14 protein-coding genes are annotated in these 14539 nt (G+C 37.2%); 10 read left to right on the forward strand and 4 right to left on the reverse strand.

What is annotated here, in order from left to right:
- Window positions 1-3 precede the first annotated feature (3 nt).
- The 3 genes from NGC85_RS02315 (at window position 4) to NGC85_RS02325 (ending at window position 3012) form a co-directional block, all read left to right on the forward strand.
- Entirely contained in the window at window positions 4-501 is a 498-nt protein-coding gene (locus tag NGC85_RS02315) for a GNAT family N-acetyltransferase (protein ID WP_254804706.1), read from the forward strand.
- Window positions 502-902: 401 nt separating this feature from the next.
- Window positions 903-2393: an NAD(P)/FAD-dependent oxidoreductase gene (locus NGC85_RS02320; RefSeq protein ID WP_254804707.1), complete on the forward strand. Its 1491-nt coding sequence runs from the start codon at window positions 903-905 to the stop codon at window positions 2391-2393.
- Window positions 2394-2517: 124 nt separating this feature from the next.
- Complete coding sequence (locus NGC85_RS02325) at window positions 2518-3012, forward strand: DUF2059 domain-containing protein (RefSeq protein ID WP_254804708.1); 495 nt, start codon at window positions 2518-2520, stop codon at window positions 3010-3012.
- A gap of 47 nt (window positions 3013-3059) precedes the next feature.
- Here the strand turns inward: NGC85_RS02325 and NGC85_RS02330 are convergent, their stop codons facing one another.
- On the reverse strand, window positions 3060-4232 hold the full coding sequence (locus NGC85_RS02330) for an acyl-CoA dehydrogenase family protein (protein WP_005059702.1): 1173 nt from the start codon (window positions 4230-4232) through the stop codon (window positions 3060-3062).
- Window positions 4233-4419: 187 nt separating this feature from the next.
- Between NGC85_RS02330 and NGC85_RS02335 the strand changes: the two genes are divergently transcribed.
- The 7 genes from NGC85_RS02335 (at window position 4420) to NGC85_RS02365 (ending at window position 12624) form a co-directional block, all read left to right on the forward strand.
- Window positions 4420-4677 (forward strand): succinate dehydrogenase assembly factor 2, encoded by a 258-nt coding sequence (locus tag NGC85_RS02335; protein WP_034710568.1) that lies wholly within the window; start codon window positions 4420-4422, stop codon window positions 4675-4677.
- Window positions 4664-5059: a hypothetical protein gene (locus NGC85_RS02340; RefSeq protein WP_254804709.1), complete on the forward strand. Its 396-nt coding sequence runs from the start codon at window positions 4664-4666 to the stop codon at window positions 5057-5059. Before NGC85_RS02335 ends, NGC85_RS02340 begins: the two co-directional genes overlap by 14 nt.
- A gap of 208 nt (window positions 5060-5267) precedes the next feature.
- Window positions 5268-5489, forward strand: a complete 222-nt coding sequence (locus tag NGC85_RS02345; RefSeq protein WP_005059699.1) for a hypothetical protein — start codon at window positions 5268-5270, stop codon at window positions 5487-5489.
- Between the two features lie 343 nt (window positions 5490-5832).
- Complete coding sequence (locus NGC85_RS02350) at window positions 5833-6918, forward strand: hypothetical protein (RefSeq protein ID WP_005059697.1); 1086 nt, start codon at window positions 5833-5835, stop codon at window positions 6916-6918.
- A gap of 73 nt (window positions 6919-6991) precedes the next feature.
- Window positions 6992-7582 (forward strand): rhombosortase, encoded by a 591-nt coding sequence (gene rrtA / locus NGC85_RS02355; RefSeq protein ID WP_005059696.1) that lies wholly within the window; start codon window positions 6992-6994, stop codon window positions 7580-7582.
- Window positions 7583-7738: 156 nt separating this feature from the next.
- Window positions 7739-9949 (forward strand): TRAP transporter large permease subunit, encoded by a 2211-nt coding sequence (locus tag NGC85_RS02360; protein ID WP_254804710.1) that lies wholly within the window; start codon window positions 7739-7741, stop codon window positions 9947-9949.
- Window positions 9950-10425: 476 nt separating this feature from the next.
- A complete protein-coding gene (locus NGC85_RS02365) occupies window positions 10426-12624 on the forward strand; it encodes a TRAP transporter large permease subunit (RefSeq protein WP_254804711.1) in 2199 nt (732 codons plus the stop codon).
- A 57-nt stretch (window positions 12625-12681) separates the two neighbouring features.
- Here NGC85_RS02365 and NGC85_RS02370 read toward each other — a convergent pair whose 3' ends face one another.
- The 3 genes from NGC85_RS02370 to NGC85_RS02380 form a co-directional block, all read right to left on the reverse strand.
- On the reverse strand, window positions 12682-13557 hold the full coding sequence (locus NGC85_RS02370; RefSeq protein ID WP_254804712.1) for a DMT family transporter: 876 nt from the start codon (window positions 13555-13557) through the stop codon (window positions 12682-12684).
- Between the two features lie 306 nt (window positions 13558-13863).
- Entirely contained in the window at window positions 13864-14301 is a 438-nt protein-coding gene (locus NGC85_RS02375) for a hypothetical protein (RefSeq protein WP_254805532.1), read from the reverse strand.
- A 15-nt stretch (window positions 14302-14316) separates the two neighbouring features.
- Window positions 14317-14523, reverse strand: a complete 207-nt coding sequence (locus NGC85_RS02380) for a YheV family putative metal-binding protein (protein ID WP_005051993.1) — start codon at window positions 14521-14523, stop codon at window positions 14317-14319.
- Window positions 14524-14539: the final 16 nt, after the last annotated feature.

Raw genomic sequence — 14539 nt, forward strand, 5'->3', positions numbered from 1 at the left:
AATATGTTAGATATTGAGATTAAAATTTTAGGTGTAGCTGAACTGAATGATTTTAGAATGATTAGACTTTCAGCTTTAGCGAAAGCTCCAGAAATGTTTGGCTCTACTTATGATTCAGAAGTCGTAAAGCCATTAAGCTTTTTTCAAAGCTGCTTATCAGGTTCAACGATTTTTGGCGTCTATCATAACGGTAAAATTATAGGTTTAGCGACTTTAACACGAGAGAGTGGAATAAAGATGTCTCATAAGGCTGTTCTATCTAGCGTATTTATTGAACCTGAATTTCAAAGACAAGGGATTGCAAATGAATTGCTTCTCGCAGTTATCGCTTATTGCAAAGTGCAAGTAGAACAAATTTTACTGACTGTTGCCGATGATAATCAGCCTGCAATTAATTTTTATCAAAGATTTGGCTTTCAGGTTTATGGCGTGGAAAAAAATGCTTTGAAAAATGATACTAAATACACAGATGAGCTTTTAATGAAGCTTTTTTTGCACTAGGGTGTATTTACAGCCATCGAAAGACAGTACTGTCTTAGTTGGTAAAAGATCTTTTTAACTTCCTAAATCCCTAATAGTTCAACTTACGATATTCTAACGGAAAACCTATCAGATTTCTTTTAATAAAACCTATTTCTCTATTTTGACATTTTTGAAAGTTATTCTGTGCTGCTATTAGATAAGATTATTTGCAATAGCATCAAACTTTTATACAAGTTTATTTCTTTACTTTGCATTGTCATTCAAGAAACTCAAGCGAAAATCTCAGGATTTTTGATCCGCTTTTTTTCTCAAAATGTCCCGAAGTGATATGAAAAAACCGATGAATGACTAAACTTGACATTGTGTATTGTCAAATTTGTGCTTTAATAAAGACATGATTTACACAGGGTATAAAAAAAATGGAAAAGCAAGTTGATGTTCTCATTATTGGTGCAGGTATCTCTGGGATTGGGTTGGCTGTACATCTCTCTAAAAACTGCCCTCAACGCAAATTTGAAATTTTAGAGCGTCGTGAAAGTTTTGGTGGTACTTGGGATTTATTCCGTTATCCTGGTATTCGTTCAGACTCGGATATGTCTACTTTTGGTTTTAATTTTAAGCCATGGGCAAAAGATAAAGTTCTTGCAAGCGGTGCTGAGATTAAAAGCTATTTAAGTGATGTGATTAGTGAAAATCAGTTAAAAGAAAAAATTCATTTTGGCCATCGTGTATTGTCTGCGAACTATGATTCTGCAAAGAAAAAATGGGCAGTTGAGATTGAGGACAGCAATAAGAAAAAGCAAACATGGTCAGCGAATTTTGTAATGGGCTGTACTGGCTACTATAACTATGATCAAGGCTATGCACCTAAATTCCCTAATCAAGAGGATTTCAAAGGTCAACTCATTCATCCGCAGCATTGGCCTGAGAATTTAGACTATACTGGCAAGAAAGTCGTCATTATCGGCAGTGGTGCAACAGCGATTACCCTTGTACCTTCAATGGTAAAAGGCGGTGCTGGTCATGTCACAATGCTACAACGTTCTCCTTCTTATATTGCGACTATTCCTTCAATCGACTTTATTTATGAAAAAACGCGTAAATTTATGTCTGAAGAAACAGCTTATAAGTTTACCCGTGCCCGTAACATTGGTATGCAACGCGGTATTTACGCTTTAGCACAAAAATATCCTCAAACAGTACGTCGTTTATTATTGAAAGGCATTGAATTGCAGCTTAAGGGTAAAGTGGATATGAAGCACTTTACTCCGAGCTACAATCCTTGGGATCAACGTTTATGTGTCGTACCTGACGGTGATTTATTCAAAGCATTACGCGAAGGTAAAGCGAATGTTGAAACGGATCAAATTGAGAAATTTACTGCGAAAGGTATTCAATTAAAATCGGGTAAACATTTAGATGCTGATATTATTATTTCGGCAACAGGTCTAGAAATCCAGATTTTAGGTGGTGTGCAAGGTTCAATTGATGGCAAACCAATGAATACATCAAACCATATGCTTTATCAAGGTGTTATGGTCAGTGATGTACCAAACATGGCGATGATCATTGGTTATATCAATGCTTCATGGACGTTGAAAGTTGATATTGCTGCTGATTATATCTGTCGCTTGATCAACCATATGGATAAAAATGATTACGATGAAGTAATCGCACATGCTGATCCTGCTCAGCGTGAACAAGATACGATTATGGGTAAGATGTCTTCAGGATATATTGCTCGTGCAGCAGATGTTATGCCAAAACAAGGTAAACAAGCACCTTGGAAAATCACTAACAATTATTTAGCTGATCGTAAAGAGTTGAAAGATGCTAAATTCAATGATGGCGTTTTACAATTTCACAAACGTGGCGAACAAGCTGATCGTAAGCCAAAATTAGTGTCTTAATCGAATAGGCTCTATCAAAACCTCATGCTAATGCATGAGGTTTTTTTATTTATAATTATTCTTTAAATCAGGATAATATCGCGTATATTGAGCAGTATTAAAATTTAAAACGAAGGATTGATCAATGAAAAAAGTATTGATTTTGGGGACATTATTATTAAGTCAGCTTGCATTTGCTGATGATATGAAACAAAAAGAACAGATCGCACAAAAACTAGTTTCTGTAGATGGTACTGAGCAAGGTCTACAGAATACAGATAAGATGATTTTAGAACAAATTAAGATGCGTTTGCCAAAAGACCTACCAGAGAGTTTTTATATAGATTTAAGTAAAAACCTAAATAGCGAGCAGCGTAAACAATTTATTGTACAGCGCTATGTTGAAAGCTTCAGCCAAAAAGAATTACAAGCCGCTTTAGCATTTTATCAATCCACTGAAGGAAAGGCGTGGGCTAAGAAAGCAAGTGATGTGGGAAGCGAGGTGGCACATTTCACCACACAAAATGCGCGCACTGCTTTAAATACAACAATGCAGCAATATATTGAGAATCCAACAGTTAAACAGTTGATTGCTAGAATGAACCCACAAGCTGTACCAGCTGTTGAAAAGAAAAATTAAAAAATAAAAAGGATAGGGCGAGAATCCCTATCCTTCATTTAAAGCGATTAAAGTGTACGAGAGATCAATTCTTTCATGATCTCATTGGTGCCCGCATAAATACGATTTGCACGATTATCGATATATGCGCGAGCGATTGGGTACTCAAGCATATAGCCGTAACCACCATGTAATTGTAAACAATCATCTACAACTTTAGAGAACATATCAGAGATTTTGTATTTTGCAGCGGCAGCAGCATCTACACCTAAATTTTCTTCTAATTGCAACTCCATACAACGATCCAAATAGGTACGGCAGAAATCAATTTCTGTACGCAACTCTGCAAGTTTGAAACGTGTATTTTGGAATGTACTAATAGATTTACCAAAAGCTTTACGATCTTTGGTGTATTGAACAGTATGAGCAAACGCGGCTTCAGCACCTGCTTGGCATATAATTGCTACTAACATACGTTCCCATGCAAGTTCTTTCATGAGCATGATGAAGCCCATGCCTTCCATGCCCAATAAATTTTCTTTTGGTACACGAACATTATCAAAGAACAACTCACAAGTGTCCTGACCTTTCATCCCAATTTTATTTAAAGGTTTTCCTTTGCTAAAACCAGCACGATCAGCTTCTACGATAATTAAAGATAAGTTTGCTGAGCCTTTTTCATTATTACCTGTTTTACAGACAACAATTGCCATATCGCACAGGTAACCATTGGTAATAAAGATTTTTGAGCCATTAATCACATATTCATCGCCATCCAGTACGGCTGTGGTGCGAACGGCTTGTAAATCAGAACCTGTGCCAGGTTCAGTCATTGCAATTGCAGTTACAGCCTCGCCTGATGCCATTTTGGGCAACCATTTTTGTTTTTGCTCTTCATTACCAAAGTTATTGATATAATTTGCAACGATATCTGAGTGTAGTGAAAAGCCTGTGCTTGAATCCATTGCATAAGCTTGTTCTTCAATTAAGATCATGCTGTATAGGCGATCGACACCTGAACCACCGTACTCTTCAGGCATCGTGGTACAAAGCAAACCAAGTGCACCTGCCTTATTCCATAAATCGCGATCAACATGTTGTTGTTTTTCATATTTTTCAATATTTGGAACAACTTCTTTTTCATAAAATTTACGAACAGTTTCACGAAATGCTTCATGGTCAGAAGTAAATAATTTTCGTGCTAACATATTTGGAATTGGACGAATTGCACCTGATTGCATTTGTTATTTTTTCCTTAATCGATAGATTTGAGATGATCATGGTCAAGATACAAGAAATCGAAAATATTGGACAATGTGATCAATGCTCAATTTACTTGATGTATTTGGTCACCTTGGAAAAATCTCTGCGAACTTAACAGGGGATCGGGTACACTATGTGGGAAACTGTTGCATAGCGGAACACATAATGTCTGATGAAATGACTCTTGAAGAACGTAAAGTAATTTATCGCGCACGTCGTGGTTTAAAAGAAATTGATGTGTATTTTGATCCTTATGTGAAGAATCACTATTTAACCGCTGATCAAGCAGAAAAAGCTTTGTTTGCTGAATTGGTTGAGCAAGAAGATCCTGATTTGCTTGATTGGTTTATGGAAGTCGGTGAACCACCGCGAAATGAATTAAAAGATTTTATTTTAAAACTAAAACATTATGTCCATGGCTAGTCGTCTTTTCGAGCTGCAATACAGCCGTTTTTCGATTGTATTGCAGCTTTTTGTATTTCTTACTATTTCAATTCTAAGCTATCAATTACTCCATATGATGTTGTGGTTGTTAAGTCTCGGAATCATGGCTTTCGCATGGTTTAAGCTATCCAAGCAGCCATCCATCATTCGTTTTGAATATTTAGATCAACACATCTGGTCGTTTGAATTTTCAGATAAGAATTTAGCAATTCAACGTTTGAAGATTACTAAAATAATTGACCATAAAGCTTATGTTTCAATTCATATTGCTGACTCGAGTTGCAAAACTTACATCATTTGGTGGGATCAATTGTCATATTTGCAATGGAAAAATCTAAAATTACTGGCAAAACTGATTTGATTGTCAGACAATTCTACATCTGTGTAAAAATTAAAAATTAATATTTTTCATATTCTTAATAATTAATAGTAAAGTTTTTATCTCAATTGTTAGATTAAATACTCTAAAAAATCGTGAAAATCATGATTGTCAGACAATATGGCAATCAACTTGGATGCGTTTTCGCTAAAGTACAAACACCAACGTAAAGTGTGGTGGAGGTCCTAAGATGGAAATTCCAACATGGTCGTTTCTGGTGATTGCAATCATTTTTGCAATTGTTGTAGGAAGAGCAGGAACTTTACTCAGGGAACTTCTTGAATCACATCAACATAAAGTTGTAGTGACCAAGAGAAAGAGATTGAAAGTGTCATCAATATACACACTCCCAGTGAATAATGATGATGAACGCCAATCTAGTATTCACCAAAAGTGGATACGCAAAGTGTAGGAGGTCTCTATGGAGATTTCAATGTGGATGTTTCTAGTAATTGCAGTCGTTATGGCGATTGTTGTAGGAAGAGCTGGAACATTACTAAAGGATTATTTTCAACAAAACTAAAAGATAAAGAGTTTTAAGTTTTTACCAGTTAATAAGTAGCATGTGCTGAACCGTCGCAATGCTACTTTTTTTTGCCTGAAATTTGTGTATTTTCAATTCTCTGTCAATTCGCCTATTTGTGAATTGTGTCAAAATGTCCATCTTAAATTAGAGCAATTACTCTTTAATTCACGTATTGCATCTGATAAGGTACATCTAAAAGGAAAAACAAATTAATTAGAGGACAGGAAGAATGTCTAAACTCCATAGAATTGGACAGGGTGTGGCGGTTGCGTTACTTACAACATCAATGTTATCTGGGTGTTCATACGTCATTAAAACAGGTGCAAATGTTGCATTAGGCTTCAGTGAAAATCATATTGTGCCACCAATTTTAGCGATGGATGATGCTGAAATGGTTTGTAATTCAGGAAATGCTTTAACTCCTGCGATTATGGCAACAAAAGATATGGGTGCTGATCCGACGCGCATGGCAGTATTGCTTTATACGTCTGCGGGGATTTGTGCTGAAAATCAGGCTTTAGAAGCTGAATTACGTTATTTACGAGCATCAAAAGCTGGGCAGGTGACTGAAGCGCAAGATGCTCGCATTGAGCAAAAACGTTGGGCTGGTATTGCCGCTCAACGCCAATATGCTGGTTATCAACTATTTAGAGATCGTTGGGAAGCAAAATATAAATATAAATTAGGTGATTCATGCCCAACCATGCGCAATGACTTGGATCAAACTGTTTATCTGCTCGGTATGGTGAGTGGTTTACAGGCGATGACCAATGACATTAACTCAGGTGGTGCAATCAACGTTCCAAAAGATATTGCAGGTATTGTTGAACGAGGTATGGCTTGTTTAGACAATGAAAAATTCTGGGGCGCGCCAATGGCAACGCGCGCTGTAATCTGGACCTTATTACCAGGTGCAGGAGATGGTAAGCCAGAACCATATGCGACCATGAAACAGTCAATGCAAATTGGTGAGAAAAAAGGTGTGCGTCTGTCTCATGCTTTATATGCCGTTGCAGCTCAAGCAAGTGGAGATGATGCAAAACTTCGTGATGCATTCCGCTCATATGCTGCTGCTACAGGTGAAGATAAACCAGCAAATCCTCAGTTTAGATTGATCGATCAGATGGCTGGTCTCATGGTACGTGGTATTGCAGATCGTTATTGGACTGAAAATACTGGTGTTCGCGCAGGCGATGAAGGTTTAACGTCTTTCTGGGATGACAAACAAGAAAGCTCAACGGAACTGGATGAATTATTCGATGGTGGTGGTGATGGTGCATCAGCGCCAGCAACTGAAGAAGTTCCAGCCGAGTAACCTGAATTAAACGACCTTTTACCGATGAAACATTTAAATTGGTGAGAGGTCTGTTTTTATGAGGTGTAAATAAATGAAAGATCAAGTATGGATACGGAAAGTCATTTTGATCGCTATATGCGTTTCAATATCAGCGTGTTTGCAAGTATTTGCTGATCATTTCATTTATTGGCGACCTAATCTGCTTGGCGAATTTTGGAGATTGTGGACAGCACATTGGGTTCATGTCGGTTGGGTTCACTTTCTGTTGAACATGATGGCATTTGCATGTTTGCCCTTTATTTTTCCTCATGTTCGTAATTGGCATTTATGGGCGCTCTTATTTATCTTACCGCCATTTATCAGTCTGATATTCTATTTTTATCTTCCATATATTGATGCTTATGCAGGACTATCGGGGGTATTACATGGTTTATATACCGCAGTCGGTTTGGTTTATTTGAAGTATAAAAATGAGCGTAAGTTTGCAATCTTGGTTCTCAGCTTAATAGCCGTGAAACTGGCTTGGGAAAATACCTTTGGGCAAACAGGAACTGCGCAATTGATTGGCAGTCCTGTATTAACCGAAGCTCATTTGATTGGTGCAATTGGAGGTGTGTTGTGCGGATTAGGATATTTGGTATTAAAACGATTTAAGACTTGGAAACTAAGAAAAACAGTATAAATGTGATTGTGGTCATTCTTTGATAAAGTTTGCTGCAACTTTAAGCGGTTTAAAAGGGATTGGTTACGAAGAGGGTAAGTCATTTATCTATCGACCATTTAAATAGCATGATTCAACATCTTTGGATGGATGTTGATAACAAAAACTGGAATAGACATGCAAAATGATCAAGAGAAAAAGTCTGGACTAGGTCTACTGAGTCATATCTGGACTGAGTGGATATCGACCTTTGTTATTCTTGTTTTACTATTAATGACGCTCGTTATTGGTACAGGTGAGATGATTCATGGTCAATTATTGCGTATGGGGGAGAGCCTGTATGGTGATCCTGATACAGGAATGCAGTATTCATTTCTGCGTGCTGAACCTGAAAAGCCGACCTGTGACAGGAATCCAAATATAGATGCACAAGTTCAAGAGCAGATGAAAATCAATGCTGCCGATGAATTTGCAAGTATGTTTGGTGTAGCTTCTGAGGCAGATGTTCGAACTTCATTGCTAGCGGCTCAGCAACAATGTGATGAGAAATACCAATTCTACGATAAGGCGATGAAACATATCGAAGCCAATCCGAGTATTCGTACCTATCGACAAATAGAAACGAGCTTCTTTGGCATCTTTAAATTTGGTACGGAGAATCGTGCTTTATTCCTTGTGATTATGGTTGTATTTGCTGCCATCAGTGCGACATTGAAAGCTCATCACATTGGTTTACGTAGCCCAGCAACCAAGACCGATTTTCGTGTTTATAACATTGCGATGTTATTAGGTAATGCGTTGTTGACATCTTCTGTCATTAGCCAATATAAATCTGTACTCAATTCTGGTGTTCCGATTACACCTGAAATGACTGTAATTTATTGGTTATGGATGATTTTGTTTGCGGTTCTGACATTAATTAGTTTATTCCAATTAATTAAACCACCAGCTCCAACACGTGAAGGTGGAAATGTAGGCTTAGCCTTCCTCAGCGTTCCTCTATATGCTTATATGGCAATTATCACAGGGGTTGCATTTACTTTCTTCATGGATTATCCGATGGGTCAAGGTATTTATCTTGGTCAGTTGGTTGAGTTCTCGAATATTTTCTTGAATCTTGCATTGTTTATTTGGGCTGGTATGTTGCTCAAGCAAACACGTATTGTTGATTTATTCTTGAATATCTTGCGTCCATGGAATTTGGCTCCTGAAACGTTAACGTGGTTAATTCTAATCGCTGCGGCATTACCAACAGCATACACTGGTGCCTCTGGTATTTTCGTTATTGCTGCGGGCGCAATTATTTATAAAGAAGTGTGGAATGCGGGTGGACGTCGTCAATTTGCACTCGCTGCAACAGCACTATCGGGTTCAATGGGTGTGGTTTTACGTCCGTGTTTATTGATCGTTGTAGTTGCTTCGTTGAACAAAGAGGTTACAACCGATCTGCTTTATAAATACGGTATGTACACCTTCTTACTTACATCTACTTTATTTTTAATTATTGCTTTAATTTTTGCAGAGCAGAAATTTAGAATTGCACCGCCAAAGATTGCACTGCCAAAATCATTACGTGCATTTGTACCTGTATCACCGTATATCGTGATCTTTGTTTTGATCTGGTTATTCTATAAACATGCTTTATCAACAGATTTAAATGAATTTACAGCACCAGTGATGATGCCTGTGATTTTATTGATGATGGTATTGTTTGATAAGTTGCGTAAAGAACCTGCACCGCTTGCACCTGTTGGTCATTGGGACAGTACTTTAAATAGCTATACATTACCTGCGGATGGTACTCAACCTGCACCGAGAATCAATCCAGAAGATGATCCACGCAAACCAGAACGTAATATCTCATTTGGAAAGGCGTTACACGCATCTACAAGTGAAACAGTAGGTCATATTGGTGCGCTTGTAATTCTGATGGCACTTTCAGTGAGTGTTGGTGGTTTCCTCGAGCAGATTCATATCATGGAAGCCTTCCCGCAAGATATTAATAATATCGTTGTTGTGATTACATTGATTGTATTCTTAATGATTTTTGTTGGTATGATCATGGATCCATTTGGAGCAGTAATTCTCATTACTGCGACAGTCGCACCAGTTGCATATCAGTACGGCATTGATCCTATTCACTTCTGGATGATTGCATTAATTGGTTTTGAGTTAGGTTATGTGACACCACCGGTAGCTCTCAATCACTTATTAGCACGTCAGGCGATTGGTGATGCAGAAGTTGCTGAAGCAGACGCTGAAGTTAGACATTTATCTTTCTACTATCGTTATGAGCGCTGGATTTTACCTTTACTGGTTATGGTACCAGCTATTCTGATTATTGCTTACGTACCTTACTACTTCAAAATGTTTGGTTGGTATAGTTAATTATAAGTAATATTAAAAAAGCACCTTCGGGTGCTTTTTTAATATTACATTTTAAGGTTGTTTTAAGATTTTAATATTATTATATAAAGTTATTTATAATATAAGTTTCATGATTTTTCATTTAATTAATTCGTAGTTGGATTCTTGTGGTTAATTGGGTTTTGTTGTTAAGTATTTGATATTAAATGTTAATATGTATTTAAAAATAATTTCTTGGTTAACTGTTTATCTTTAATATAGTCTTTATTGAGTTTAATTTTATGAAATTTATTTTATATTATTTAGTACATATGTATTGATAATAAAAACCAACAATAAAGTAATTGTAGTCATTTTCTTTAATAAAACTTTGTTGCAAATTTAAACGGTTTAAAAGGGATTGGTCAGAAAAGGGTAATTCATTTATCTATCAGCCATGGATAACGCATGATTCAACATCTTTGGATGGATGTTGATAACAATAAACTGGACAAGACATGCAAAATGATCAAGAAAATAAGTCTGGATTAGCCCGATTAGGTTATATCTGGAATGATTGGATATCAACATTCATTATTCTTGCATTGCTACTAATGACTCTGCTTATTGGTACAGGCGAGATGATTCACGGTCAAATGCTTCGTATGGGTGAGCGTTTGTATGGTGATCAAACCACAGGAATGCAGTATTCATTTTTACGTGCTGAACCTGAAAAACCTACTTGTGACCGTCATCCTGACATTGAAGGGCAAGTTCAAACGCAGATGAAAGCCAATGCTGCGGATGAGTTTGCAAGTATGTTTGGTGCTGCCTCTGAATCTGATGTGCGTACCTCATTGTTAGCTGCACAACAGCAGTGTGAAGAAAAATATCAATTTTATGATAAGGCAATGAAACATTTGGAAGCTCATCCAAGTATTCGTACTTATCGTCAAGTAGAAACCACATTCTTCGGTATCTTTAAGTATGGTTCAGAGAACCAGACTGTTTTACTGTTATTTATGGTGCTGTTTGCTTCTATTACTGCATCTTTGCGTTATCACCATATTGGTTTGCGCGCGCCGAAAAGTAGAATTGATTTTAGAGTTTATTCAGCATTAATGGTGATTGGTAATGGTTTACTCAGCTATTCTGTGGTTAGCCAATATCGTTCTTTACTCAATTCAGGGGTAGAGTTAACCGATAAAACCTTGATGATTTCATGGTTGTGGATTTTACTTTTTGTTTCTTTGACGATCATCAGTGTATTTCAATTTTTCTTCGTACCAAAGACTGCACAACCTAAAGGAAACTTTGGGCTAGCCTTGTTGAGTGTTCCACTATATGCATTCATGTCAATCGTGACAGGGATCGCATTTACCTTCTTCATGGATTATCCAATGGGGCAAGGGATTTACTTAGGAATATTGGTTGAATTCTCAGGAATCTTCTTAAATCTAGCATTGTTTATTTGGGCAGGTATGTTGCTGACTCAAACACGCGTGATGGATTTATTCTTAAATATTTTGCGTCCGTGGAACTTAGCGCCAGAAACCTTAACTTGGTTAATTTTGATTGCAGCAGCGATTCCAACGGCTTATACGGGTGCATCTGGTATTTTCGTTGTAGCGGCAGGTGCAATTATTTATAAGGAAGTTTGGAACTCTGGTGCACGTCGTCAATACGCATTAGCAGTATCAGCAATGTCTGGTTCTTTGGGTGTGGTCATTCGTCCATGCTTACTGGTCATCTTGATCTCGATGCTTGATAGTCGTCACGTCACGTCTACAGAGTTATTCGATCATGGTCTGTATGTATTCTGGTTAACTGCATTTATTTTCCTTGGTATTTCGTTGATTCTTGCTGAAGAAAAATTCCGTGTAAATTCTCCGAAAATTGCTGTGCCAGGCATGTTGCGCGCCTGTGTGCCTGTGATTCCTTACATCATTATTGGTTTCGCTGTTGTGATGTTCTATAAGCTTGCTTTAGATACTTCAATCAACGAATTTACTGCACCAATGATTTTGCCATTGATCTTGATTGCAATGATTTGCTTTGACAAATTGTTTGCATCAAAAGTGGCACCTGTGATTGATCCGAAGCACGAAGAGATTGTTCGTGAACACGAGAAAAAGTCTGAGTTTTTGAAAAGTCATGATCCACATGGCAGTAAAGGTTTTGGCTTTGGTGGTGCATTACGGTTCGCAACATCAGAAACAGTAGGTCATATTGGTGCACTTATTTTGTTGATGGCATTGTCTGCAAGCGTGGGTGGTTTAATCGAGCGTGCTGAAGTGGTTGAATTACTACCAACGCACTTGGGTAATATTTATATTTCTCTGGCCTTCATTGCTTTACTGCTAGCAATTATTGGTATGACAACTGATCCATTTGGTGCTGTAATTTTAGTTGCAGCAACAATTGCGCCAGTTGCCTATGAGAATGGTATACATCCGATTCACTTTTGGATGATGGTGTTGGTTGCATTTGAGCTTGGTTATGTTACGCCGCCAGTTGCATTGAACCACTTATTGACACGACTCTCCGTCGGGGATGAAGAGGTCACCGCCGCCGATAAAGAAGCGAAAGAGAAATATACAAGTTTCTACTTCCGTTATGAACGCTGGATTTTACCTATCATTGTTTTATTCACATCATTAGTCTTGGTGACATATGCGCCTTATGTCTTCCAAATGTTTGGTTGGTATAAACATTAATTTTTGAGATCGAAAAAAGCACCTGAGGGTGCTTTTTTTTATGTGCAATAGAAACGGTTACTTGTGTCTTCTTTTTTGAATGATCGGACTACATAGCACAATAGCCAGTAATATAAAAACAAAACCAATTAAACTGTAGAAATCAGGTGTTTCATTCCAAAGCAAAAACCCCCATATTCCTGCAAATATAATTGCCATGTAGTTGACTGGGGCAATTTGTCCAGCAGGTGCAAGTCGATAAGCATGTGACATAAAAATTTGGCTAATATTTGCAAGTACACCAGCTGCAATCAAAAAGAAGAGTTCTTGTAAATGATACGGACGCCATACCCAAAACATAGGAATAACAGACAACAGTGATCCGATAAAACAGAAATAAAATACAATACGTTCAGGTGGTTCTGTTTGAGTAAGCGCTCTGACGGTTACAAATGCCATTGAAGCAAATAAACTTGAAGCAATGCCAACCATTGAAACCCAGTTTAATAAGCCTTGATCAGGTTTTGCGACACAAAATACCCCAATAAAACCTAAGCCTGCTGCGTAAAGCATAACTTTAGTGATCTTTTCCTTTAAAAATAACCATGCAATAAGCGGAATGAAAATCGGGGATGAGTAGGTAAATACCATGGCATTTGATAGTTTTAGATGGGCAATTGCATAAAAGAAACCATACATTGCAGCCAGCCCAATCAAACTTCGCCATGTATGCATCCAAAGTTTTTCTGTTTTAACAAAGCTCATACCTTGTTTAAGTATGAAAGGTAAAAATAGAACTAAACCCACAAGGTTGCGGAAAAAAACAATGGTGAAATTATCTACACTATGAGAAGCATAGCGAATACAAATACCCATTACAGAAAACAACAATGCAGAGAATGTCAGACAGCCTATTGCAAAAATAAGGTTTTTATCTTTATCGAATATATTCATATTGAGTGGAATCTTGCCACAAGGATAAGAGCTGTATTGGTCATAGATGTTCAGCTTATCATTTCATTATAAGAGATATATTGAGTATGAATAAAAAAGAGATACTTTTAAATTTTCAAGTCGATTTAGATGCATAGAAAGATTAAGCACTTAATCCGCCAATATTTGTTTTTAGATCAAATTTAGTCTAGAAATATAAGTGTTTTTAAATACTATTTACTGTTCTGATTAAATATATTTTAATTTAATCCATTGAAGAAATATCTAATTTCAAAGTGTAGCTTTAATTGAAATTAAAGCTACCAACTAAGATTTATTCTGAGCAGCAAGTTGTGCTTCTAGCAATTTAACTTGATCTTCTTTGAGCTTGAGTAAGGTATCAACATCGGTATGTTGCTGCTTTAGATCTTGTTGCTGATCTTTAAGTTGCTGATGAATATCATCCAGTTTTGTAATTTCTTCTTTGGCTAAAGTGTCATTTGCAGGAATAGGGTCTTTTACAATAGACTCTTCGACCAGCTGAATAGGCGCAGGTGTTTCATTCGTTACTTCAGCATATTCCGTGGTTGCTGTAACAGACGGTGTTACCGTTTTTTCAATTGCTGGTTGTATTGAGGTTATAGATGTCTCTTGATGCTTTTCAGAAAAAAACCACTGTATCGAAAAAATCAGCACGACTACCACACTGATCCCGCCAATAATCATCCATAATAATTTTGAGTTTTCATTTTGATATGATGACATCATCTTTTAACCTTTCTAGTCAAAATGACGAGGTTTGAATTGTATGACCCCAATTTCATCTGGCTCAGCAGATTGCGACTCTTCCACATGGGTTGGGCGCTTCTCACTATAAGCACATTCGATACATTCAATCCACTCGTCATCCACAGTGATGATCTTAACTACACGATCTAAAGCGCCACATTTTGGGCATTTGGCACCCGCGATGAACTGTCTTTTCATGTCAGTTAATTACACC

It is taken from the genome of Acinetobacter sp. Z1, from assembly GCF_024296945.1.
In the GTDB taxonomy this organism is placed as follows: Bacteria; Pseudomonadota; Gammaproteobacteria; order Pseudomonadales; family Moraxellaceae; genus Acinetobacter; species Acinetobacter beijerinckii.